Below are 22939 nucleotides of genomic sequence, written 5' to 3'. Positions count from 1 at the left end.
AACCAATGAACCGCAAGGGCATCATCCTCGCAGGCGGGACCGGCACGCGGCTCTATCCGATCACCAAGGGCGTCAGCAAGCAGCTGCTGCCGGTGTACGACAAGCCGATGATCTACTACCCGCTGAGCGTGCTGATGCTCGCGGGCATCCGGGACGTGCTGGTGATCAACACGCCTCACGAGCAGGCGCTCTTCAAGGCGCTGCTGGGAGATGGCTCCCAGTGGGGCATGCGCATCGAGTATGCCGTGCAACCCAGCCCCGACGGCCTGGCGCAGGCGTTTCTGATCGGACGCGAATTCCTTGCGGGTGGGCCGAGCTGTCTCGTGCTGGGCGACAACATCTTCCACGGTCCCGGTCTGACCTCGATGTTGAAGCGCGCCGACGCGCGGGCGTCAGGCGCCACCGTGTTCGGTTATTGGGTCCGCGATCCGGAGCGTTATGGCGTTGCCGAATTCGACACTGACGGGAAGATCGTCGGCCTGGAAGAAAAGCCCGCAGTCCCGCGCTCGAACTACGCCGTGACCGGGCTGTACTTCTACGACGGGCGTGCCAGCGATTTCGCGGCGCAGCTGCAGCCCTCCGCGCGCGGCGAGCTCGAGATCACCGATCTCAATCGCCGGTACCTGGAAGAGGGTTCGCTGCACCTGGAGCAACTCGGCCGCGGATACGCGTGGCTGGACACCGGCACGCACCAGTCGTTGCTCGAGGCTTCGAACTACATCGAAACCATCGAAGCGCGCCAGGGCCTGCGTGTGTGCTGTCCGGAAGAGATCGCCTGGAACAACGGCTGGATCACCGCGGCGCAACTCAATGAACTGGCCCGTCCGCTGGCAAAGAACGGCTACGGCGAATACCTGCTGAGCCTCGCCGAGCGGGGGCCGGTACCGTGAAGATCATCGAAACCGACCTGCCGGGTTGCGTGGTGATCGAGCCGCGTGTCTTCGGCGACGATCGCGGCTTCTTCTTCGAATCGTTCAACCTCGACAAACTCGGCGACGCCGGCATCAAGCCGACGTTCGTGCAGGGCAACGTGTCGTCGTCGCGACGCGGCGTGTTGCGCGGTCTCCATTACCAGTGGCCCCGGCCGCAGGGCAAGTACGTCTCCGTGATCGAAGGCGAGGTCTGGGACGTGGCGGTCGACATCCGCCGCGGTTCGCCTACTTTCGGCCGCTGGACGGGCGTGCTGCTCAGCGCCGAGAACAAGCGCCATTTCTGGATTCCGGAAGGCTTCGCGCACGGGTTCGTCACCCTCAGCGAGCGCGCGGTGTTCACGTACCTGTGCACGCAGACCTACGATGCGTCCGCCGATGCGGCCGTCCGCTGGAACGATGCCACGCTCGCGGTCGATTGGCCGATGTCGGACGTCACGCTTTCGGACAAGGACGCGCGCGCGCCGTTCCTGGACGAAATCCCCGAGGACCGGCTGCCGGTCTACGCACCGTGAGGCCGTCGTGAGACTGCTGCTGGTTGGCGCGAACGGTCAGGTCGGCCATGCGTTGCGGCGCAGCCTGGCGCCACTGGGCGACGTGGTCGCGACCACGCGCAGCGGACGTCTGGACGACGACGTCGCCTGCGAAACCCTTGATCTGGCGGAACTGGACGCCATCGCGCCGTTCGTCGAACGCGTGCGGCCCGACGTGGTCGTCAATGCGGCCGCATACACGGCCGTGGATCGTGCCGAGGACGAACCCGAGGTCGCGTTCCGCATCAACGCACGCGCCACGGAGCGCCTCGCGCTTGCGTGCGCCGAGGCCGGCGTCCCGCTCGTGCATTACTCGACCGATTACGTTTTCGATGGCGGCGGCTCGCGCCCGTATCGTGAAGACGATCCGACGAGCCCGCTCGGCGTGTACGGACACAGCAAGCGCGATGGCGAAGTGGCCATCGAACGCAGCGGCGCACGACACCTGATCCTGCGCACCGCGTGGGTGTACGGGCTCCACGGCCACAATTTCCTGCGCACGATGCTGCGCGTGGGCGCCGAACGCGACGAACTTCGCGTGGTCGCCGACCAGCACGGCTGCCCCACGCCCGCGTGGCTGATCGCCGATGCCACGGCGGCCATCCTGCGCCAGGGCATCACGGCATCGGGTATCCGTCACCTGGTCGCCAGCGGACAGACGACGTGGCACGGCTTCGCCGACGCGATCTTCGACGCGGCGAGCCAGCGCGGCCTGATCGCGCGGCGCCCCGTCGTCACCCCGATCGCGACCGCCGATTACCCCACGCGCGCTGTCCGGCCTGCGTACTCCGTGCTGGACACCACCCGCCTGCGCGAGGAATACGCGCTGGATTTGCCGGATTGGCGCGACGCGTTGGCACGAACGCTGGACTGAGGCCTTCCGGGCGGTGCCTCTCGTGTCGCGCGACGCCACGCGCTAGTCTGGCGTGGTCCGCCGACGGGGAGTCGGGCGGCGCACACTAGGGAAGGGGACAATGAAGAAACTTCTGCTCGCGGCCGCGCTCATGGCGCTGTCGCTCAATGCAGCGGCCGACGGTGTCGACGTGTCGGCCTACACGCGCTAGGACCAGTTCACCGATCTGAAGATCTCGCCAGGCGGACAGTACCTGGCTGCGACGGTGCCCATGGAGGATCGCAGCGTCCTGGCAGTGATCGAGCGCGGGACCAACAAGCTCACCGGCACCTTCAAGATGCCGCGCGACAACTACGTCGCCGACTTCGAGTGGATCAACCCGGAGCGCGTGGTGCTCAGCGCCGCGGAGAAGTTCGGTTCGCTCGACGAGCCGGTGCTCACCGGCGAGCTGTTCGCCATCAACGCCGACGGCAGCAAGGCCGAGATGTTGATCGGCTACCGCACGCAGGACGGCGGCCTTGGCACGACCATCAAGCCGAAGAAGGGCAACGACCGGGTCTGGGCCCGCCTCGTGCCGACGCCGATCGCCGATGACGGTCGCACGACGCTGATCTCGGCGCAGCCCTACTCGCAGGACCCGCGTTCCACCGCCGAACGCCTCGACGCCTACAGCGGCCGGATGCGGCGCGTTGCGATCGCGCCGATTCGCAACGCACGTTTCGCCGCCGACAACGCGGGCGTGGTGCGGTTCACGTGGGGCTCGGACTCCGACAACATCCGGCATCTGTACTACCGCACCGGCGATGGCGCGGAGTGGGACCTGCTGACCATCGAGAAGGACGGCCTGTTCGAGGTGCCGATCGGGTTCTCCGCCGACAACCAGACGGTCTACCTGCAGGTCGAGCAGCCGCGCGGTCCCGATGCGATCGTCGCGATGAACCTCGCCTCGCGCCAGCGCACGCAGGTGCTGCGCGACGACAAGGCCGATCCGGCGCGCATCATCTATCGCAACAACACGCGCGTGCCCATCGGTGCGTACTTCGCCGACGGCCGTCCGCACTCGGCGTTCTTCGACAGCCAAGCGCCTGAAGCGCGCCTGCAGAAGAGCCTGGAAGCCGCGTTCCAGGGGCAGGGCGTCGTGGTCACCTCGCAGACGAACGACGGGTCGCTTGCACTGGTCCAGGTGTTCAGCGACCAGAACCCCGGCGACTTCTACCTCTTCGACACGCAGGCGAAGAAGCCCGCGCACGTGCTGGCCAAGCGCGAGTGGTTCGATCCGCAGAAGCAGGCCACCTCCAGGCCGATCGAACTCAAGGCGCGCGATGGCATGACCCTGCACGGGTTCCTGACCACGCCCAGCGGCAGCAGCGGAAAGAACCTGCCGCTGGTGGTGATGCCGCACGGCGGTCCCATCGACGTGCAGGATTCCTGGGGCTTCGATTCGGACGCGCAGCTGCTCGCATCGGCCGGTTACGCCGTGCTGCAGCTGAACTATCGCGGCTCGGCCGGCTACGGCAAGTCCTACATCGGCGCCGGCGCGCGCGAGTGGGGCGGCCGCATGCAGGACGACCTCACCGATGCCACGCGCTGGGCCATCGCCGAAGGCGTCGCCGACAAGGGCCGCATCTGCATGTACGGCGCCAGCTACGGCGGCTATGCGTCGCTGATGGGCGTGGCGAAGGAACCGGGCCTGTACAAGTGCGCGGTGGGCTACGTCGGTGTGTACGACCTGCCGAAAATGATCGCCGACGACACGCGCGAAAGCCGCCGTTCCGGCAACTGGCTGCGCGAATGGGTCGGCGATCCGGCCGAACTGGGCGACGTTTCGCCGAACCGCATCGCCGATCGCATCAAGGTGCCGGTGTTCCTGGCGGCGGGCGGCAAGGACCGCGTGGCGCCGATCGAGCACAGCCGGATGATGGAATCCTCGTTGCGCAAGGCTGGCGTGCCGGTGGAGACGCTCTACTACGACACCGAAGCGCACGGCTTCTACACGCAGGAACACCGCCAGGAGTTCTACACGCGCCTGCTCGCATTCCTCTCGCGCAGCCTCGGCGGTTCGATCGCGACAACCAGCCCCGCCACGGGCGAAGCCAAGGCCGCGAAGTAGCTGGCTTCAATGAGCGGATCGAACGGCGCCTGCGGGCGCCGTTCGTTTTCGTGCGATCACTTCACGCCGTGCATCAGCCGGCGCAGCATCGGCGCGGCGATGAAGGCGAGCAGCGCCCAGCCGACGCCGATGGCGGTCATCAGCCAGAACAGGTCCGCGTATTTCGTGCCGGCCGCGGGGAAGTCGAGCGCGGCGCCTTCGGGCATGTCGATCGCGGCGAGCTTGCCGAACAGCGCGGCCAGTGTTTCGGAGAACGCGGTCGCGAGGAACCACGTGCCCATCATCAGGCTCATGACGCTCTTCACCGACAGCTGCGTCACCGCCGCGAGGCCGACCGGCGCCAGGCACATCTCGCCGATTTCCAGCACCAGGTAGGCCAGCACCAGCCACCACACGCTTGCGAGTTGTCCCGTGTCGCCCGCGTGCTGCGCCGCGCACGCCATGGGCACGAAGCTCAGGCCGGCGAAGAGCAGGCCCAGCGCGGATTTTGCCGGCTTCGATGGATCCAGCCCGCGCCGGTCGAGCGAATCCCACAAGCGCGCGAACACCGGCGCGAGCAGCACCAGGAACAGCGCGCCGAGGTACGTCAGCGAGCCGGCCGTCTGCGGCAACACCACGCAATCGCGCAGGAGGAAGACGAGCATCAGCACGATCGCGCCGGCGAACAGCACTTTCGGCATCGGCGAATCCGGCCGGCGGTCCGACAGCGCCGCCGCGGCGACGAACGCCGCGGGCGCGAGCACCAGCGAGATCGTCGACCACGGCCACGGCGTGCCTTCGCGGATCACCAGCGACGGGAACACATCCTTGGTGAGCAGGCGATCGGTGAAGGTCACCCACGAACCGTACGTCTGCTCGTACAACGTGAAGTACACCAGCGCCATGAAGATCAACGCCATCAGCGCGAGCATGCGATGGCGTTGTTCGCGCGTGCAGCGCGTTTTCAGGAACCACGCGAACCACGCCAGCACCGCGAGCATCACCAGCAGCATGAGCAGCAACGCGAGCGAGACCTCGCCGCCGAGCGCGAACCGTCCGTTCGCGACGGCCCACATCAGCGCCGCCAGCGGCACCAGCGCGAGCAGCGAGCCCAGGTAGATCGCCCATTCGCGCGGCATGCCGGCAACGCGCTCGCGCAGGCGCGCGGGATCCGGCGGCTCGGCGTGGCCGTGCAGATATTTCTGGCCCCAGAGGAACTGCGCCAGTCCCAGCAGCATGCCGATGCCCGCCGCGCCGAAGCCCCACTTCCAGCCGAGCGTCTGCCCCAGGTAGCCGCACACCAGCGCCGAGAACAGCGCGCCGAGGTTGATGCCGGCGTAGAACAGCGAGAAACCCGAATCGCGGCGCGGATCGTTCTCGGGATACAGGCGCCCGACGATGGTGGAAATGTTCGGCTTGAGGAAGCCGACGCCGACAATGATCAGCGCCAGTGAAAAATAGAACACGCGCAGCGCGCCCTCGTCGCGCATCACATGACCGCCACTGACGGTCGCCGCGTGGCCCTCCACCGCCATGCCCAGGTGCCCGGCGACGAGCAGCAGTCCGCCGAAGACGATGGCCTTGCGCATGCCCAGGAAGCGATCGGCGAGCAGGCCGCCCACCACCGGCAGGCAGTACACGAGCCCGCCGTATGCGCCGAGGACGTCCAACCCCGGCCCATCGCCGAAGCGATGGTGTTGCAGCAGGTAGAGCAGCAGCAGCGCCTTCATCCCGTAGAAGGAGAAACGTTCCCACATCTCGGTGAAGAAGCAGACGTAGACGCCTTTGGGGTGGCCGAAGAGTTCGTCGCGCGGATCGCGGGCGATGGGGAGGTAGAGGGTGGCCACGATGGGTTCCGCGAGGGGACGGGGGAGTATAGGAGCGGGGCGCGGCGCCCCGTGGAGACGAGGGTTGGAAAGGTTCGCGCGCAGGCGTGGGGCGGCGTTTGGGTGCGTTTTTGTAGCGGGTGGAGCGGATTGTGCGCGGGCGTCGTTGGCGTGTGCGCCTCGTTACTCCGTCGTCCCGGCGAAGGCCGGGACCCAGACCGTCACGCTGTCCGCGTCCTCGTCGTCTTCGTTCGAGAAAAGGCAGCCGGCCCGTAAGCCCGTTCGCTCTGGGCCACGCTCTCTCACCGTCATTCCAGCGAAAGCTGGAACCCATGTTGATGTTGCGTCCCATGCTTGAAGGACGGAAAGCAAAAATGGGTTCCAGCTTTCGCTGGAATGACGATGCAAGGGCGGATGGCGTGAGGCCTGGGTCCCGGCCTTCGCCGGGTTGACGGTGTGGACGGCCGATGTCTTGATGGCCTGAGTCCGGCCTTCGCCGGGACGACGGAATCGGGGCGCGCCCGAATCCCACCAATACCACCGCGTATCGCTGCACCGCCGCATGCTTGCCCCGTCCTGTCCATTCGTGACGGGGTTTTTACAGGCGCGCCTGCCGGATGCGATGATCCGGGCGCTTTGCCCGATTCGCGTCACCGTTTTCCCGTTTTCCCGTTTTCCCCGTTCACTCCGCCTGGAGCTGCCGATGGCCTCGCCCGCGACGCCGCAATTGACCTTCCGTGCTGTCCTGCTGGCCGTCGTGCTGGCGGTGATCCTCTCCGCCGCCAACGCATACCTGGGCCTGTTCGCGGGCCTGACCATCGCCACCGCGATTCCCGCCGCGGTCGTCTCCATGGGCGTGCTGCGCCTGCTGGGCGGCGGCAGCATCCTGGAAAACAACATCGTCCAGACCGGCGCTTCGGCGGGCTCGTCGATCGCCGCCGGCGTGATCTTCACGATCCCCGCGCTGATCATCATGGGCGTCTGGCCCGACTTCAAATACTGGTGGGTCGTCGGCATCGCCGGTCTCGGCGGCCTGCTCGGCGTGCTGTTCTCGGTGCCGCTGCGCCGCTCGATGATCGTCGAGGAACCGCTGCCGTTCCCCGAAGGCAAGGCCGCGGCCGAAGTGCTCAAGGCCGGCGAGAACCCCGGCCCGGGCCTGAAGATCCTCGGCGTCGCCGGTGGCCTCGGCGCGCTGGTGAAGCTTGCCGCGGAAAGCGGCCTGCGCCTGATCCCCGACAACGCCGTCGCCTCGGGCTTCATCGGCAAGTACCTGGGCTACATGGGCACCAACCTGTCGCCGGCGCTGCTGGGCGTGGGTTACATCGTCGGCCTGAACATCGGCATCGTGGTGGTGTCCGGCTCGATCCTGTCGTGGCAGTTCGCCATTCCGATCTACCACGCGTTCTTCCTCAACTCCGATCCGGCGCTGGCCGCGCAGATCGCCGGCGCGTCCGCCGCTGATGCAGGCGGCGCGATCTGGTCGGCGAAGATCCGCTACCTCGGCGTCGGCGCGATGCTGATCGGCGGCATCTGGACGCTGTTCTCGCTGCGCAACTCGCTGGCTTCGGGCATCAAGAGCGGCCTGGCCGCGGCGCGCAAGGGCGGCGGCCTGGCCGTTGCCGAAACCGAACGCGATCTTCCGATGAAGTGGATGCTCGTCGCGCTCGCCGTGTTCGTGATCCCGCTGTGGATGCTCTACCACGCGATCGTGCAGTCCTGGGGCGTGAGCCTGACGATGACGATCATCATGATCGTCGCCGGCTTCCTGTTCGTGTCGGTGTCGGCGTACCTCGCCGGCCTGGTGGGTTCCTCGAACAATCCCGTTTCCGGCATCACCATCGCGACGATCCTGTTCGCCTCGCTCGTGCTGATGCTGCTGCTCGGCCGCGATTCGTCCATCGGCCCGGTTGCCGCGATCATGATCGGCGCCGTGGTGTGCTGCGCGGCAGCGGTCGGCGGCGACAACCTGCAGGATCTCAAGGCCGGCTACATCGTCGGCGCCACGCCGTGGAAGCAGCAGCTGATGCTCGGCATCGGCGCGTTCTCGTGCGCGCTGATCATGGCACCGGTGCTGAACCTGCTCGCGCAGGCCTACGGCATCGGTCCGCCGACCGCGCAGCATCCAAACTCGCTGTCCGCGCCGCAGGCCACGCTGATGGCGTCCGTCGCCAAGGGCCTGTTCGGCGGCAAGCTGCCGTGGGACATGATCGGCATCGGCGCCGTCATCGGCGCGCTGGTCATCGCGCTGGATGAATGGCTGAAGTCGCGCAGGTCGCACTTCCGCGTGCCGGTGCTGGCCGCGGCCATCGGCATCTACCTGCCGCTGGAACTGATGGTGCCGATTTTCCTCGGCGGCCTGCTCGCGTACATCGTCGAGCGTCGCCACGGCCTGTCGATCGACAGCGACGAAGCCGAGCGCGATCGCGCGCATCGTCCGGGCACGCTGTTCGCCGCGGGCCTGATCACCGGCGAAGCGCTGACGGGCATCGCCATCGCGATTCCGATCGTCGTGTCCGGTCGCGCCGACGTGCTCTCGCTGGGTACGCACCTGGGCCCGTGGGTCGGCCTCGCGGTCCTGGCCGTGGTTGCGTGGCTGCTGTATCGCACCAGCGTGCGCGACAGCGATCCGGCACTGAAGACGACCTGACGAGGTCCAGACATTCGGTCATTCCCGCGAAGGCGGACTCCATGGACGTTGCTTCATCCGCCACGACGCGCAGCGGCAAGGCGCATGACGTCCATGGATCCCCGCCTGCGCGGGGATGACGATCAAACCCCGCGGCTCGCTCCAGCGACCGCATGCAATCGAGAGACGCACATGACGCCACGCCACGCCATCCTCCCGCTCGCGCTACTGCTCGCCTGCGGTTCCACCAACGCACTGGCCGCGCGCGGCTTCGACGTGCGCGACCTCGCTTCGCTCGAGCGCGTGTCCTCGCCGACGCTGTCGCCCGACGGCCGCCGCGTGGTGTTCGCCAAGCGCGTGGTCGATATGGCAGCCAACAAGTCCTCGACCGCGCTTTACATCGAAGACCTGATGGCGCGCGATGCCGCGCCGCCCAAGCGCCTCACGCCGGACGGCTGGAACGTCAATTCGCCGGGCTTCTCGCCCGACGGCAAGACCGTCTACTTCCTCAGCGCGAAGGGCGGCTCGATGCAGCTGTACTCGATTCCCGCCGCCGGCGGCACGCCCAAGCAGGTGACGGCGCTGAACACCGACGTCGGCGGCTACAAGCTCTCGCCCGACGGCAAGCGCGTGGCGATCAACCTGGAAGTCTTCCCGGACTGCAAGGGCGATCTCGCCTGCTCGAAGAAGCAGCTCGACGAGCGCGGCGCGCAGAAGAACACGGGCGTCGTGTTCGACCGCATGTTCATCCGCCACTGGGACGCGTGGAACGACGGCCGCCTGAACCGCCTGTTCGTGGCCACGCTCGGCGACAAGCCGGCGAGCAACGCGACGCTCGTCAGCGGCGGCGTCAACGGCGACGTGCCGTCGCGCCCGTTCGGAGACAGCACCGAATACACCTGGTCGCCCGACGGCAAGTCGCTGGTGTTCAGCGCACGCATCGCCGACGCGAAGGAGCCGACGTCGACCAACTTCGACCTGTACCAGGTCAACGCCGACGGCACCGGCACGGCGAAGAACCTCACCGCGTCGAATCCCGCATGGGACACCGGCGCGACCTTCAGCAGCGACGGCAAGACGCTGTTCTATCGCGCGATGAAGCGTCCGGGTTTCGAAGCCGACCGCTTCGGCCTGATGGCGATGGACCTCGCGACGGGCAAGGCGCGCGAGATCGCGCCGAAGTGGGACCGTTCCGCCGATGGCATCACGCTCGCCAATGACGGCAGGACGATCTACACCACCGCCACCGACATGGGCGAGCACCCGCTGTTCGCAGTCGACATCGCGTCGGGCGAGGCGAAGAAGCTCGTCGGCGAAGGCAGCATCTCGTCCATCGATCTCGCCGGTCCGACGCTCGCGCTCACGCGCAACACGCTCAAGACCGGCGACGTGCTCTACACCACGAGCGCCGATGCGTCCGCGCCGCTGCGCGCGATCACGCAGACCACCGGCGAGCGCCTGCCCGACGTCGCGTTCGGCGATTTCGAACAGTTCGACTTCAAGGGCTGGAACGGCGACACCGTGCACGGCTACATCGTCAAGCCGTGGAACTACCAGGAAGGCAAGAAGTATCCGGTCGCGTTCCTCATCCACGGCGGCCCGCAGGGCAGCTTCGGCAACGGCTGGAGCTACCGCTGGAACCCGCAGACGTACGCGGGCCAGGGCTACGCGGTGGTGATGATCGACTTCCACGGCTCGACCGGTTACGGCCAGGCGTTCACCGATGCGATCAGCCAGCACTGGGGCGACCGTCCGCTGGAGGACCTGCAGAAGGGCTGGGCCGCGGCGCAAAAGCAGTACGGCTTCCTCGACGGCGACAAGGCCTGCGCGCTGGGCGCGAGCTACGGTGGCTTCATGGTCAACTGGATTGCCGGCAACTGGAACCAGCCGTGGAAGTGCCTGGTCAGCCACGACGGCGTGTTCGACCAGCGCATGATGGGCTTCGCGACGGAAGAACAGTGGTTCACCGACTGGGAGCAGGGCGGCAACGCCATCGACAAGGCGTCGAACTACGAGAAGTTCAACCCGGTCAACCACGTCAAGCAGTGGCGCGTGCCGATGCTCGTCGTGCACGGGCAGCAGGACTTCCGCATCCCGGTGGAGCAGGGCATCGGCGTGTTCACCGCGCTGCAGCGCCAGGGCATCGCGTCGCAGTTCCTGTACTTCCCGGACGAGAACCACTGGGTGCTCAAGCCGGCCAACTCGGTGCAGTGGCACGATACGGTCAACGCGTGGCTGAAGCGTTACATCGGCCAGGACGTCGTCGCCAAGTAAGCACGAGCAATTCGCCCTCTCCCGCTCGCGGGAGAGGGTCGGGGTGAGGGAACGTACCCTCACCGTCTCCACAGGACACCGGAACCCGCACGATGCCCAACGACACCCCGAGTACCGCGCTGATCACCAACGACATCGTGATACTGGGGCTGATCGCCGCCACGCTCGGCGCGGTGTTCTGGACCTCGTCGCTCGCATCGTTCCGCAAGTTCTACTCGATCGTCCCCGCGCTGCTGCTGTGCTACCTGATCCCGGGGTTGTTCAACACCTTCGGCGTCATCGACGGCGAACACAGCAAGCTCTACAACCCGGTCGCCAGCCGCGTGCTGCTGCCCGCCGCACTGGTGCTGCTGACGCTCTCCATCGACCTGAAGGCCGTGCTGCGCCTGGGACCGAAGCTGGTGGCGATGTACGTCACCGCCTCGCTCAGTGTCGTCGCAGGCGGCATCCTCGCCTTCCTGCTGTTCAAGGCGGTGCACCCGGAAACCGTCGCAGGCGATACCTGGGCCGGCATGACCGCGCTCGCCGGCAGCTGGACCGGCGGCGGCGCGAACATGCTCGCGATGAAGGAAATCTTCCAGGTCGACGCGACGACGTTCGGCCAGTTCGCGGTGGTCGACGTCGGCGTGGGTTACGTGTGGATGGCGATCCTCATCTTCCTCGCCGGGCGCTCGGCGGCGATCGACGCGCGCAGCGGCGCGGACACCCGCGCCATCGACGAGCTGAAGGACAAGCTGGCCGCATTCAAGGCGCAGCACAGCCGCGTACCGACGCTGACCGACCTGATGGTGATCGTCGGCATCGCCTTCGGCACCGTGGGCTTGGCGCATTGGCTGGCGGCGCCGCTGTCGGCGTGGTTCGGCGCGAACGTGTCGTGGGCGCGTTCGGTGAGCCTGCACGAACCCTTCGTGTGGGTGGTGCTGATCTCCACCTTCGTCGGGCTCGGCCTGAGCTTCACCCGCGCGCGCACGCTGGAAGGCGCCGGCGCGTCGAACATCGGCACGCTGCTGCTGTATTTCCTGATCGCCGCCATCGGCATGCAGATGGACATCCTCGCGCTGTTCGACCGCCCGTGGCTGTATCTGCTGGGCCTGGTGTGGCTCGCGATCCACATCCTCCTGCTGTGGCTGGTCGGCCGCCTGCTGAAGGTGCCGTTCTTCTATTTCGCGATCGGCTCGCAGAGCAACATCGGCGGCCCGGCCTCGGCGCCGGTCGTTGCATCAGCCTTCCATCCGGCATTGGCGCCGGTGGGCGCGTTGCTCGGCACGCTGGGCTACGCGACCGGCACGGGGCTCGCGTACGCGCTGGGGCTGGTGCTGCGATCGCTGGCGGAGTGATGCCACGGCGGTAGCTGTTTCGCGGGGTCGCGTGCGCGAACTCGGAAGCGTCTGATTCGAACCGCGTGGGTGCGTGCCGAGAATGGGAGGCCGAATCCCCTGATGGGTGCGGCGCCCGATGCGTTCCCCGCTTTCCGTTTCCCATGCCGCGGCCCGCTGGCGCGTGGCCGCCGTTCCGCTTTCGTGCGCGGGAGCGATCGCGCTCGCATTGGCCTGCTTCGGCTGGCGACACGCGGCGCACCGTCCGGTCGCCGCGGGCGCCGTTGCGCTGGCCGTCGCCGTGTTCGCCGGCGGCATCGTGTCGGCGTTGCGCAACCGCATCGGCGTGCGACTGGAACGCGTGCGGATTGAAGCGGAAGCGCTACGCATCGGGAGCGGACAGGGCGAGCGCGCGATCGAACTCGTGCAGGTCCGCGACGTTCAGGTGCGCGACGTGTTTCCGCTGGAAGTGGTGACGCTGCGACTCGCCGACGACGCGCGATGCAGCTTCGCCTTCGCGCATCGCAATGCATTCACGCGGCTTCGCTCGCCGATGCTCGCCGAACTGCTCGCACGGCTGCCCGATACCTCGGTGCGCGAGCGTGCGCCGCGCCTGGGCGGCGAGGTGTCCACGCTGCCGTGGTGGGCACGATGTCCGGAGCTGATGGCGATCCCGCTGGCGACGGTGCTCGCGATCGGCAGTGTGGTGTCGTGTTACCTCATCGCCCTGGCGTGGCCCGCCGCGTTCGATGCGCCGCCGTGGTGGGTTGCGATCGCGGCGTGTTGCGCCGGCGCGATCGTCGGGACGATGGTGTTCCTCGCGATCCGCAGCTCGCGGACGCCGCCCGACGTGCGTCTGTGGAAAGGCGTGCTGCTGGTGCGGTGCAAACGTCGCGGCCGGTGGGTCGAACGCTGCCATCCGCTCGATGGCGTCGCCGGCGTGCGCTACTCGCGCGCGCTCGGACGGACGCGACGCGTGTGCCTGTTCGCCATCGAGCTGCGCGGCGTGTTGTCCTCGCGCGCGCTGCGCATCACGTTCCCGGCGCAGTCCTCGCAGGCGGTCTTGCGCACCTTGCGCTGGCCCGGAACCGAAGCGGTCGAGTAGCGGGGCAGCGCCTTTGTAGCCGGGCAATGCGGCAGGCCGCGTCCCGGGGCTTGGCGCGACGATGCCCCGGCTGCGCTTCGCCTACCCGGGCTACAAAAGAAAAAGGCGCCTTAAAGGCGCCTTTTTCCCTGAGACCGCTCAACAACAGCGGCTTCGTCCTTTCCCGTATCGCGCTTCCATGCGTTCGCGGAAGAACTCCTCGCGCGTCATCGGGTCCCGGTCGGGATGCGTGCGTCGCACATGCGCCACGTACACGTCGTAATCGGGGATGCCGATGGCGAGCCGCGCCGTCTGGCAGCTCGCACGCCACCAGCGTGCGAGCAGTTCGAGGGCGACGCGGACTGCGCGATCAGCGGGCGATGGCATCGAGCGCGACATAGTCGGACTCCTTCGCCGTCGGTGCGTTGCTGCGTCGTGCGGCGAGCGCGGCGCGGATGCCGAACAGCACCGTCGCCACCACGACCGCGACGAACAACCCGCACAGCGCGGCGTCGAGGTAGTTGTTGAAGATCACCCGCGACATGTCGTCCATCGACTTCGCCGGCGCGAGCACTTCGCCGCGCGCGGCGGCATCGGCGAACTTGCGGGCGTTGGCGATGAAGCCGATCTTCGGATCCGGGTGGAACAGCTTCTGCCAGCCCGCGGTGAGCGTGCAGATCAGCAGCCACGCGGTCGGGATCAGCGGAATCCACAGGAACTTCTCGCGCTTCATCTTCACCATCACCACACTGCAGAACACCAGCGCGATGCCCGCGAGCATCTGGTTGGCGATGCCGAACAGCGGCCACAGCGTGTTGATGCCGCCCAGCGGATCGACCACGCCCTGGTACAGGAAGTAGCCCCACAGACTCACGGCCAGCAGCGTGCACACCACGTTGCTCACCCAGCTTTCGGTCTGCTTGAACGGCTCGTACGCCAGGCCCACGAGTTCCTGGATCATGAAGCGCGCCACGCGCGTGCCGGCATCGACCGTGGTCAGGATGAAGAGCGCTTCGAACAGGATCGCGTAGTGGTACCAGAACGCCATCATCCCCTCACCCGGGATCAGGCCGTGCAGGATCTGCGCCATGCCCACCGCGAGCGTCGGCGCGCCGCCGGTACGCGACAGGATCGTCTGTTCGCCGATTTCCTTCGCCGTGGCGGTCAGCACGTCGGGCGTCAGCACGAAGCCCCAGCTGGAGATCGCCGCGGCGGCGGACTCGGCGGTGGTGCCGATCAGCGCGGCGGGCGAGTTCATCGCGAAGTACACGCCCGGCTGCAGCACGCACGCGGCGATGAGCGCCATGATCGCGACGAAGGCTTCCATCAGCATGCCGCCGTAGCCCACGATCGGGATATCGCGTTCGTTGGAGATCATCTTCGGCGTGGTGCCGGAGCTGATCAGCGCGTGGAAACCCGAGACCGCGCCGCACGCGATGGTGATGAACAGGAACGGGAACAGCTTGCCCGAGAACACCGGGCCGGTGCCGTCGACGAACTTCGTCATGGCCGGCATCTGCAGGTCGGGCATCGCCACGATGATGGCGAGCGCGAGGATCAGCACGGTGCCGATCTTGAGGAACGTGGAGAGGTAATCGCGCGGCGCGAGCAGGAACCACACCGGCAGCACCGAGGCGATGAAGCCGTAGCCGATCATCAGCCACGCCAGCGTCGTGCCCTTGAGATGGAACACCGGGCCCCACGTCGGGTGCGCGGCGACCAGCCCGCCGCCCCAGATCGCCAGCATCAGCAGCACGAAGCCGATGATCGACACTTCCAGGATGCGGCCGGGGCGGAAGTAGCGCAGGTACAGGCCCATCAGGATCGCGATCGGAATGGTCATCGCGACGGTGAACGTGCCCCACGGGCTTTCGGCCAGCGCCTTCACCACGACCAGCGCGAGCACCGCGAGCAGGATCACCATGATCATCAGGATGCCGATCATGGAGATCACGCCGGCGGCCGGACCCATCTCGGCGCGGATCATCTCGCCGAGCGAGCGGCCGTCGCGGCGCGTGGAGAAGAACAGCACCAGCATGTCCTGCACCGCGCCGGCGAGGACCACGCCGAAGAGGATCCACAGCGTGCCGGGCAGGTAGCCCATCTGCGCGGCGAGCACCGGGCCGACCAGCGGGCCGGCGCCGGCGATCGCGGCGAAGTGGTGGCCGAAGACGATGCTCTTGGCGGTCGGGACGTAGTCCAGTCCGTCGTTGCGTCGCCATGCGGGCGTGGCGCGCGAGCCGTCGATCATCAGCGCGTTGCGCGCGATGTACAGCCCATAGAAGCGGAACGCGACGGTGAACGTCGCCACCGCCGCGACCACCAGCCAGATGGCGTTGATGGTTTCGCCGCGATGCAGGGCGATGGTGCCGATGCAGAAAGCCGCCAGTACCGCCAGGACGGCCCAGCCAAGCCAGGACAGAGATTTCATGACACCCCTCCGGAAGGATCAAGGAAGGGTCGCGCCGCGCCGGGCGCCCGGTCAATGCGCAATGCGTCAACTCGCCTGCGACTTTGGTCTATGCGCGGCCCGCGTTCACGCCATCAGAGCCATTTTGCGCGCCGCAACAACACATACAGCACAACGCAGACCACGGCGACGAGGACGATCATCGCCGGATAACTCCAGCGGCCCTCCAGTTCGGGCATGTGCGAGAAATTCATGCCGTACCAGCTGGTGATGAGGGTCGGGGCGGCCAGCAGTGCGGCCCAGCCCGCCAGCCGCTTGACGACTTCGCCCTGGTGGATCGTGACCAGCGACAGGTTCACGCTCATCGCGGCGGTGAGCATCTCGCGCAGGGTGTCGGTGGTCTCGTTCAGGCGCACGGCGTGGTCGAGCACGTCGCGGAAGTAGAGCTGGCTTTCCTCGTCGATGAGCCCGGTGCGCGCACGCGTGAGCTGGCCGAGGATGTCCTGCAGCGGCGACACCGCCATGCGCAGTCGCGTGAGTTCGCGCTTGAGGTCGTACAGGTGCTTCACCGTCTCGCTGCGGAATTCCTCGGCGAAGATGTCCTGCTCCAGCTCGTTCAGGTCCTGGCTGAACTCCTGCACGATCGGCTGGAAGTTGTCGACGATGAGGTCGAGCACCGTGTACAGCGCCGCGCCCGGACCGTGCGCGAGATCGTCGGCGTCGCGCTCGTAGCGGGCTCGCGCCGGCGCATAACTGGTGGACGCGCCGTGGCGTACCGTCACCAGGTAACGTGGGCCGACGAAGATGTGCGTCTCGCCGAAACGGATGTGGCTGTCCACGCTCTGCGCGGTGTGCACGACGATGAAGAGCGAGTTGCCGTAGGTTTCGATCTTCGGCCGCTGGTGCGCGTTGCGCGCGTCCTCGATGGCCAGATCGTGCAGGGAGAATTCTTCCTGCAGCTTGTCGAGGATGAAGTCTTCCGGCTCGTACACGCCGACCCAGACGAAGGTGTCGTCGTCCTTCGCGAGGACTTCGCTGATCTCGTCCAGCGTGATCTCGCGCCGCTTGCCGCCGCGCTCATAGGCGGCGCAGTTGACCACGCATTGCGGATTGGATCGTGGGCTCTCGGCGTGGGTCTGGATCGGGGCAGGCGTGCTCATGCGCGAATCGTGCGCCGGCACGCCTGCCACGGCAAGCCTCAACGCCGCACGCGAAAGGCCTGGAAGAGACCCAGGTGGATCGGCAGCAGCAGCGCGATCCAGTGCACGTTGCGCTGCGGGGTCACCGGCAGCCAGTACACGAACAGCGACGCCACCGCGCCCAGCGCGATGACCGCGAGCACGCCGCGGAAGAAGCGCCCCGCATCGCGTCCGCGCAGCACGCGCACGCCGCCGGGAAGCAGCAGCCAGCACAAGGGGCTGAGCAGCAGCAGGTTCGCATTTGCCCACGCATAGGTGTGCTGCGTGCCGAACCACAGGAACAGCATCAGCGCCCCGAGCACGCCTGCAAGCAACCAGAACGGCAGCGCTATCGCGGCCACCACGCGCGGGCGTGTGCGTGCGGCCATCGCGGCGGCGATGCCGATCGCGATGCCGGCCAACGCCCACGGCCACCAGCGCACCGGGCCGTCCTGCGGTTCGGGCGGGAGGCGATGCGGGAGGATTTGCTGTTCTTCCCGAACGAGCGGGCGACCGTCGGTGTTCTTCACCTCGCGCAGCGCGGCCGCCAGGCGCATCGGCACGTAGGATTCGCGCCACACCGGCATCGGCTGGTCCGCCGACGGGCCCAGGCCGACGTCGAAGCCCAGCCACATCCACCACGCGGGCGAGGCCAGGCGCACCGCTTCGCTACGCGCAGTGGAACCGTGCGAACGCCCTTCGATCTGTCGACGCAGGCCGCCGTCGAGCACGCGGTCGAGCGCGTCGCGCACGCGCGTGGAGCAGTTGTCGTCGAAGTATTCGTACTTGTAGAACGCGTTCTCGGGCTTCGCGTTCTCGGCCAGCGCGGCGGCGATCCGCGTCGCCTGCGCGTCGCTCAGGTCGAGCCACTGCACGCTGACGCCGCGGCCTTCCTCGCGGTACTGCATCAGGTCCTGCTCGAACGGCAGCGCCGCGAGGCGATAGCGCATGTCGCCCTTGACGAAGCGGCTGACGAAATCCTTCTCGGTCGGATCGAAGAAACCGAAGTTGTAGGAGATCGCGTCGCCGGTGTCGGGATCGACCACCACGATCGCGTTGTGACCGAAGCGTTCGAAGAAGATCTCGCCCGGCTGCATCGTCGCCACGCCGATGCGCGGCGCGGCGGCGTAGGCCGGCAGGGCGACGAGCGCCAGCAGGAAGACGACCAGCGCGAGCGCGCGGCGCATCGCGCCCGGCTTACGCGTCACCCAGCACCCCGACGTGGAAGGCGTGCACGCGGCGCGCGTCGGCGCCGGAGACGCGGAACACGAAGCGTCCCAGCGTGAGTTCTTCACCGGCCTCGGGCAGGTGGCCGATCGCGGCCGTGACGAGGCCGCCGATGGTGTCGTATTCGTCGTCATCGAAATCGGCACCGAAGCGCTCGTTGAAATCGGAAATCGGCGTCAGCGCATCGACCACGAACTGGCCATCGGCCTGCGCGGCGATCAGCGCGCTCGGATCCTCGGCATCGTCGTGCTCGTCGTCGATCTCGCCGACGATCTGTTCCAGCACGTCCTCGATGGTGACCAGGCCGGCGACGCCGCCGTGCTCGTCGATCACGATCGCCATGTGGTTGCGCGACTGGCGGAACTCGCGCAACAGCACGTTCAGGCGCTTGGATTCGGGGATCAGCACCGCCGGGCGCAGCAGCTCGTGGATGCTGCCCGGGCCGTTGTCGGCGACCACGCCGCGCAGCAGGTCCTTGGCGAGCAGCACGCCGAGGATCTCGTCCTTGTCCTCGCCGTGCACCGGGAAGCGCGAATGGCCGGATTCGACCACCTGCTTCATCAGGTCCAGGAACTTGGCGTCGGCCGGCAGCGAGACCATCTGCGAGCGCGGGATCATCACATCGCCCACCGTGAGGTCGGACACCGCGATGGCGCCTTCCATCATGCGAAGCGTGTCGGCGGCGATCAGCCCGTCGGCCTGCGCGTCGCGCAGCAGTTCGACCAGGTCTTCGCGGGTGGTCGGTTCGCCGGAAAGCGCCGAGCTGATGCGTTCGAGCCAGGAACGGGGCTTTTCGTGCCCGCGCCGGTCGGCGCGCTTTTCCTGGTTCTCGGGCGAATGGAAGCTACTACTGTCGTCCTCGGACATTGCGTTCAGTCAGGCGCCCCGGGGGGATGGGGACGTCCGTGGGAGTCTAGCGCGGATGGGCGACGGGCGCTTGGCGGGGCCCGGCGGCGGCGCGCTCACTCCCGGTAGGGATCCTCGATGCCCATCGCGGCGAGGATTTCGCGCTCCAGCTGCTCCATGCAGACGGCTTCCTTTTCGTCCTCGTGGTCCCAGCCGAGCAGGTGCAGCACGCCGTGCACGGTCAGGTGCGCGTAGTGCGCCGCCAGCGGCTTCTTCTGTTCCTTCGCCTCGCGCGCCACCACGGGGGCGCAGATGACCAGGTCGCCGAGCAGCGGCATCTTCACGCCTTCGGGGAGCCCGTCGGGCAGCTCCGCCGGAAAGCTCAGCACGTTCGTCGCGTAGTCCTTGCCACGGTAGTGGTGGTTGAGTGCGCGGCCTTCCTTCGTGCCGACGATGCGGATGGCGAGGTCGGCCTCGCGGATGCGGCTGTCGAGCGCCGCGGCCACCCACTTGCGGAAGCTCACCGCGGACGGCACCCCTGCGCGCGGCACCGCATAGTTGATGACGACGTCGAGACGGATCGGGCCCTTGGTCATGGCGTCGCTCAGGCGGACGGGCCGGTCGCGGCGTTCTGCGCGTCGCGGGCGTCGTAGGCGTTGACGATTCGCGCCACCAGCGGATGGCGGACCACGTCGCGCGATTCGAAGAAGGTGAAGCTGATGCCGTTGACGTCGCGCAGTACGTCGAGCGCGTCCTTCAGGCCGGACTTCTGGTGGCGCGGAAGGTCGATCTGCGTCAGATCGCCGGTGACGACGGCGGTGCTGCCGTAACCGATGCGGGTCAGGAACATCTTCATCTGCTCGATGGTCGTGTTCTGCGCCTCGTCGAGGATCACATACGCGTCGTTAAGCGTGCGTCCGCGCATGTACGCCAGCGGCGCGATCTCGATGACGTTCTTCTCCAGCAGCTTGACGACCTTTTCCACGCCGAGCATTTCGTACAGCGCGTCGTAGAGCGGGCGCAGGTACGGGTCGACCTTCTGCGTGAGGTCGCCCGGCAGGAAACCCAGCTTCTCGCCGGCTTCGACCGCCGGGCGCACCAGGACCAGGCGTTGCACGCGCGCTTCGTTCAACGCCTCCACCGCGCTGGCGACGGCGAGGAACGTCTTGCCCGTGCCGGCCGGCCCGATGCCGAAGTTGATGTCGTTGGTGGCGATGGCGTGCAGGTATTTCGCCTGGTTCGCGCCGCGGCCGCGGATGGTGCCGCGCTTGACGCGGATGGCCACTTCCTGCGGCTCGACGTCGTCGTTGGCGACGCGGTCGGCGTCGATCTCGGTCAGGCGCAGGTGGATCGCCGGCTCGGTGAGCGTTTCCTCGGCGGCGTCGCGCCACAGGTCGCGCAGCAGGCGCTCGGCCTTGCCCACCGCGTCCTGCGGACCGACGATGCGGAAGATGTTGCCGCGGTTGGCGATCTCCACGCCCAGGCGCAGTTCGATCATGCGCAGGTGACCGTCGAAGGGGCCGCTGAGGTTGGCCAGGCGCTCGGTTTCGGCCGGCTCGAGGACGAATTCGGACGTGGTTCGGGACATCGTGATGGGGCGTCTTCCGTGGGGGAGTGCGCGCGTCGCGCGCCGGAGTCCACAAGCTTGCGCCCGTGGGTGTCATTTTTCAAAGAGACGCTAGCGTGCGTCGCGATGGCGTCGATGCGCCGCGAACGCCCGCGCGACCCAGATCGCGCCGATCGCGGTGAGCCCCAGCGATCCCCACAGCCACGCGTGCATCACCGCATCGGCGAACACCTGCGCATCGCGCGAGTAGCGCATCCACCAGCGCAGCAGCCCGAGGAAGCCGAGCCCCAGGAACCACAGACCCAAGGCGCAGCGATGGAGCAGGGACGTCGACGGCGTCATGGCGAGGGACCCATGGTGAACCGGGCCCCATCATGGACCCGCGCGGCCTGCGGCGCTTGTCATGGCCCCGACGGTTGCCTTCACGCCGCGGATTGCCCGGGGGGCGGGACCGTTCGTCGGGCTGTGGTTGCAATATAATTAATCGCCCAATTAAATTGCTGACCATGAGCCCGGACCAACCCGCCAAACCCCGCCGCAAGCCGGCAAAACCAGCCCCCGCGGCGCCCGCCGCAGACGCCCGACCCGGAGCTGGCCGGCCCGGTCGCTCGCCCGGCCGCCCGGGTGCCGACGGCCCGGACCTTCGCGAGCGCCTGCTCGATGCCGCCATCGCCTGCTTCGTGCGCGAGGGCATCGCCGGCACGTCGCTGCGGACCATCGCGTCCGAAGCGGGCGTCACGCCCGCTCTCCTGCATTACTACTTCGGCGACAAGGTCCAGCTGCAGGAGGCCGTGATCTCCGAGCGCGTGTTGCCGGCCTTCCAGCAGTTGCGCGAACCCCTCGCGGCCGCGGGCGATGACGTCGCCGGGTTGATCGCGGCGTTCGTGAACGGCGTGGGTCGCGTGGTCGCCGCGCATCCGTGGCTGCCGCCGCTGTGGGTGCGCGAAGTGCTGTGTGAAGGCGGGGCGCTGCGCGACGTGCTCTTCGAACGCATCGGCCCGCAACTGCCGCAGATGATGACGGCGCGCTTCGCGCAGGCGCAGGCGCGCGGTGAAATCAACGAAGACCTCGACCCGCGGCTGCTGATGGTGTCGCTGGTCGGGCTGACCTTGTTCCCCGCGGCCGGCGCGCCGATCTGGCGCCGTCTGCTGCAGGCGGACGACCTCGATTTCGATGCCCTGCGCCGGCACACGCTTGCGCTGCTCGACCGCGGCCTGGGACTGGAGTGACGCCATGAAAGCCCGTCTGTGTCTTCTCGCGTTGACGCTCCTGCTGGTCGCCTGCCGCGACGACACGCCGCAGGCACTGGGCACGCTGGAATGGGACCGCATCGCGCTGCCCGCGCCCGCATCGGAAAAGATCGTCCGCATCGACGTGCGCGAGGGTCAGCACGTGAAGGCCGGCACGCCGCTGCTGCAACTGGAAGTCACGCGCACGCAGGCGCAGCTGGAGGCGTTGCAGGCGCAGGCGCAGCAGGCGGGTGAGGCGCTGGAGGAACTCGAACACGGCCCGCGCAGCGAGCAGATCGCGCAGGCCCGCGCGAACCTCGCCGCAGCGCAGGCGCAGGCCGCCGATGCACGCGCGTACTACACGCGCCTGCAGCCGCTTGGGCGACAGCAACTGGTCGCCGCGTCCGATGTCGACCGTGCCCGCGCCGCGGCCGGCAATGCCGACGGCCAGGTACGGGCCGCGCAGGCCGCGCTGCTCGAACTCGAACGCGGCACGCGCGTGGAGCAGATCGCGCAGGGCCGCTCGGCGGTCGCCGCCGCGCAGGCGCAGGCCGCGAACCAGTCGGCGACGCTGCGCCGGCTCGACGTCACCGCGCCGCGTGCCGGCGTCGTCGACAGCCTGCCGTACCGGCTGGGCGATGAAGCGCCGCTTGGCGCGCCACTGGCGGTGATGCTGGTCGGCGATCGTCCGTACGCGCGCATCTACGTGCCCGAACCGATCCGCGCGAGCGTCAAGGTGGGCGATGCCGCGCGCGTGTTCCTCAGCGGACGCGATGCCGCGCTGGCCGGCCGTGTGCGCATGATACGCAGCGAGCCCAGCTTCACGCCGTACTACGCCCTGATCGGCGAGGACGCCGCGCGATTGAGCTACCTGGCCGAAGTGGAGATCACCGGCGACACCGGTGGCGACCTTCCGGCGGGCGTGCCGGTGCGGGTGGAATTCGCGCGATGA

At 67.9% G+C, this 22939-nt stretch carries 19 protein-coding genes; 10 read left to right on the top strand and 9 right to left on the bottom strand.

The window, feature by feature from the left end:
* Window positions 1–5 precede the first annotated feature (5 nt).
* The 4 genes from rfbA to LA521A_RS14295 all read left to right on the top strand — a co-directional run bounded on the left by rfbA (window position 6) and on the right by LA521A_RS14295 (window position 4425).
* Complete coding sequence (rfbA, locus tag LA521A_RS14310; RefSeq protein ID WP_281779540.1) at window positions 6–890, top strand: glucose-1-phosphate thymidylyltransferase RfbA; 885 nt, start codon at window positions 6–8, stop codon at window positions 888–890.
* Window positions 887–1444, top strand: coding sequence for a dTDP-4-dehydrorhamnose 3,5-epimerase (gene rfbC / locus LA521A_RS14305; RefSeq protein ID WP_281779539.1), 558 nt, complete (start codon window positions 887–889; stop codon window positions 1442–1444). The genes rfbA and rfbC overlap by 4 nt, the downstream gene beginning before the upstream one ends.
* Before the next feature lie 7 nt (window positions 1445–1451).
* The gene (gene rfbD, locus LA521A_RS14300) at window positions 1452–2336 is read left to right on the top strand and encodes a dTDP-4-dehydrorhamnose reductase (protein WP_281779538.1); all 885 of its coding nucleotides are present in this window, start codon (window positions 1452–1454) and stop codon (window positions 2334–2336) included.
* A 250-nt stretch (window positions 2337–2586) separates the two neighbouring features.
* Window positions 2587–4425, top strand: a complete 1839-nt coding sequence (locus LA521A_RS14295; protein WP_425494526.1) for an alpha/beta hydrolase family protein — start codon at window positions 2587–2589, stop codon at window positions 4423–4425.
* Window positions 4426–4481: 56 nt separating this feature from the next.
* Here the strand turns inward: LA521A_RS14295 and LA521A_RS14290 are convergent, their stop codons facing one another.
* A complete protein-coding gene (locus tag LA521A_RS14290; protein ID WP_281779537.1) occupies window positions 4482–6251 on the bottom strand; it encodes a peptide MFS transporter in 1770 nt (589 codons plus the stop codon).
* A gap of 682 nt (window positions 6252–6933) precedes the next feature.
* Here LA521A_RS14290 and LA521A_RS14285 point away from each other — a divergent pair.
* The 4 genes from LA521A_RS14285 to LA521A_RS14270 all read left to right on the top strand — a co-directional run bounded on the left by LA521A_RS14285 (window position 6934) and on the right by LA521A_RS14270 (window position 13551).
* Complete coding sequence (locus LA521A_RS14285; protein ID WP_281779536.1) at window positions 6934–8877, top strand: OPT family oligopeptide transporter; 1944 nt, start codon at window positions 6934–6936, stop codon at window positions 8875–8877.
* Window positions 8878–9048: 171 nt separating this feature from the next.
* Window positions 9049–11130 (top strand): S9 family peptidase, encoded by a 2082-nt coding sequence (locus LA521A_RS14280; protein WP_281779535.1) that lies wholly within the window; start codon window positions 9049–9051, stop codon window positions 11128–11130.
* Window positions 11131–11222: 92 nt separating this feature from the next.
* Window positions 11223–12467: a DUF819 family protein gene (locus LA521A_RS14275; RefSeq protein ID WP_281779534.1), complete on the top strand. Its 1245-nt coding sequence runs from the start codon at window positions 11223–11225 to the stop codon at window positions 12465–12467.
* A 163-nt stretch (window positions 12468–12630) separates the two neighbouring features.
* Window positions 12631–13551: a hypothetical protein gene (locus LA521A_RS14270; RefSeq protein WP_281779533.1), complete on the top strand. Its 921-nt coding sequence runs from the start codon at window positions 12631–12633 to the stop codon at window positions 13549–13551.
* Between the two features lie 138 nt (window positions 13552–13689).
* On the opposite strand, the gene LA521A_RS14265 is transcribed toward LA521A_RS14270, so the two are convergent.
* From LA521A_RS14265 to LA521A_RS14230, 8 genes are all read right to left on the bottom strand, one after another.
* Window positions 13690–13917 (bottom strand): YbdD/YjiX family protein, encoded by a 228-nt coding sequence (locus LA521A_RS14265; protein WP_425494603.1) that lies wholly within the window; start codon window positions 13915–13917, stop codon window positions 13690–13692.
* Entirely contained in the window at window positions 13901–15961 is a 2061-nt protein-coding gene (locus LA521A_RS14260) for a carbon starvation CstA family protein (RefSeq protein ID WP_281779531.1), read from the bottom strand. The genes LA521A_RS14265 and LA521A_RS14260 overlap by 17 nt, the downstream gene beginning before the upstream one ends.
* A 113-nt stretch (window positions 15962–16074) precedes the next feature.
* Window positions 16075–17100 carry a magnesium/cobalt transporter CorA gene (gene corA, locus LA521A_RS14255; protein WP_281779530.1) on the bottom strand — a complete coding sequence of 342 codons (1026 nt, stop codon included), beginning with the start codon at window positions 17098–17100 and terminating at the stop codon, window positions 16075–16077.
* A gap of 38 nt (window positions 17101–17138) precedes the next feature.
* The gene (locus LA521A_RS14250) at window positions 17139–18305 is read right to left on the bottom strand and encodes a lipoprotein N-acyltransferase Lnb domain-containing protein (RefSeq protein ID WP_425494602.1); all 1167 of its coding nucleotides are present in this window, start codon (window positions 18303–18305) and stop codon (window positions 17139–17141) included.
* A 10-nt stretch (window positions 18306–18315) separates the two neighbouring features.
* A complete protein-coding gene (locus LA521A_RS14245) occupies window positions 18316–19212 on the bottom strand; it encodes a CorC family transporter (protein WP_281779528.1) in 897 nt (298 codons plus the stop codon).
* A gap of 95 nt (window positions 19213–19307) precedes the next feature.
* Window positions 19308–19787 carry an rRNA maturation RNase YbeY gene (gene ybeY / locus LA521A_RS14240; RefSeq protein ID WP_281779527.1) on the bottom strand — a complete coding sequence of 160 codons (480 nt, stop codon included), beginning with the start codon at window positions 19785–19787 and terminating at the stop codon, window positions 19308–19310.
* Between the two features lie 8 nt (window positions 19788–19795).
* On the bottom strand, window positions 19796–20779 hold the full coding sequence (locus tag LA521A_RS14235) for a PhoH family protein (protein WP_281779526.1): 984 nt from the start codon (window positions 20777–20779) through the stop codon (window positions 19796–19798).
* Window positions 20780–20869: 90 nt separating this feature from the next.
* A complete protein-coding gene (locus tag LA521A_RS14230; protein WP_281779525.1) occupies window positions 20870–21100 on the bottom strand; it encodes a hypothetical protein in 231 nt (76 codons plus the stop codon).
* 164 nt (window positions 21101–21264) lie between these two features.
* Here LA521A_RS14230 and LA521A_RS14225 point away from each other — a divergent pair, with 164 nt between their 5' ends.
* A complete protein-coding gene (locus LA521A_RS14225; protein WP_281779524.1) occupies window positions 21265–21987 on the top strand; it encodes a TetR/AcrR family transcriptional regulator in 723 nt (240 codons plus the stop codon).
* Between the two features lie 4 nt (window positions 21988–21991).
* A complete protein-coding gene (locus tag LA521A_RS14220) occupies window positions 21992–22939 on the top strand; it encodes an HlyD family secretion protein (protein ID WP_281779523.1) in 948 nt (315 codons plus the stop codon).

The sequence above is a fragment of the Lysobacter auxotrophicus genome (assembly GCF_027924565.1).
In the GTDB taxonomy this organism is placed as follows: Bacteria; Pseudomonadota; Gammaproteobacteria; order Xanthomonadales; family Xanthomonadaceae; genus Lysobacter_J; species Lysobacter_J auxotrophicus.
The sequence above is the reverse complement of the archived record's forward strand: the minus strand, read 5'-3'. Positions and strand labels throughout refer to the sequence as shown.

Bases quoted from the DNA above. Each gene is read 5' to 3' on its own strand.
- rfbA (WP_281779540.1), top strand. From the start codon at position 6: ATGAACCGCAAGGGCATCATCCTCGCAGGCGGGACCGGCACGCGGCTC.
- LA521A_RS14295 (WP_425494526.1), top strand. From the start codon at position 2,587: ATGGAGGATCGCAGCGTCCTGGCAGTGATCGAGCGCGGGACCAACAAG.
- LA521A_RS14285 (WP_281779536.1), top strand. From the start codon at position 6,934: ATGGCCTCGCCCGCGACGCCGCAATTGACCTTCCGTGCTGTCCTGCTG.
- LA521A_RS14280 (WP_281779535.1), top strand. From the start codon at position 9,049: ATGACGCCACGCCACGCCATCCTCCCGCTCGCGCTACTGCTCGCCTGC.
- LA521A_RS14275 (WP_281779534.1), top strand. From the start codon at position 11,223: ATGCCCAACGACACCCCGAGTACCGCGCTGATCACCAACGACATCGTG.
- LA521A_RS14265 (WP_425494603.1), bottom strand. From the start codon at position 13,917: ATGCCATCGCCCGCTGATCGCGCAGTCCGCGTCGCCCTCGAACTGCTC.
- LA521A_RS14260 (WP_281779531.1), bottom strand. From the start codon at position 15,961: ATGAAATCTCTGTCCTGGCTTGGCTGGGCCGTCCTGGCGGTACTGGCG.
- corA (WP_281779530.1), bottom strand. From the start codon at position 17,100: ATGAGCACGCCTGCCCCGATCCAGACCCACGCCGAGAGCCCACGATCC.
- LA521A_RS14250 (WP_425494602.1), bottom strand. From the start codon at position 18,305: ATGCGCCGCGCGCTCGCGCTGGTCGTCTTCCTGCTGGCGCTCGTCGCC.
- LA521A_RS14245 (WP_281779528.1), bottom strand. From the start codon at position 19,212: ATGTCCGAGGACGACAGTAGTAGCTTCCATTCGCCCGAGAACCAGGAA.
- ybeY (WP_281779527.1), bottom strand. From the start codon at position 19,787: ATGACCAAGGGCCCGATCCGTCTCGACGTCGTCATCAACTATGCGGTG.
- LA521A_RS14235 (WP_281779526.1), bottom strand. From the start codon at position 20,779: ATGTCCCGAACCACGTCCGAATTCGTCCTCGAGCCGGCCGAAACCGAG.
- LA521A_RS14230 (WP_281779525.1), bottom strand. From the start codon at position 21,100: ATGACGCCGTCGACGTCCCTGCTCCATCGCTGCGCCTTGGGTCTGTGG.
- LA521A_RS14225 (WP_281779524.1), top strand. From the start codon at position 21,265: ATGAGCCCGGACCAACCCGCCAAACCCCGCCGCAAGCCGGCAAAACCA.
- LA521A_RS14220 (WP_281779523.1), top strand. From the start codon at position 21,992: ATGAAAGCCCGTCTGTGTCTTCTCGCGTTGACGCTCCTGCTGGTCGCC.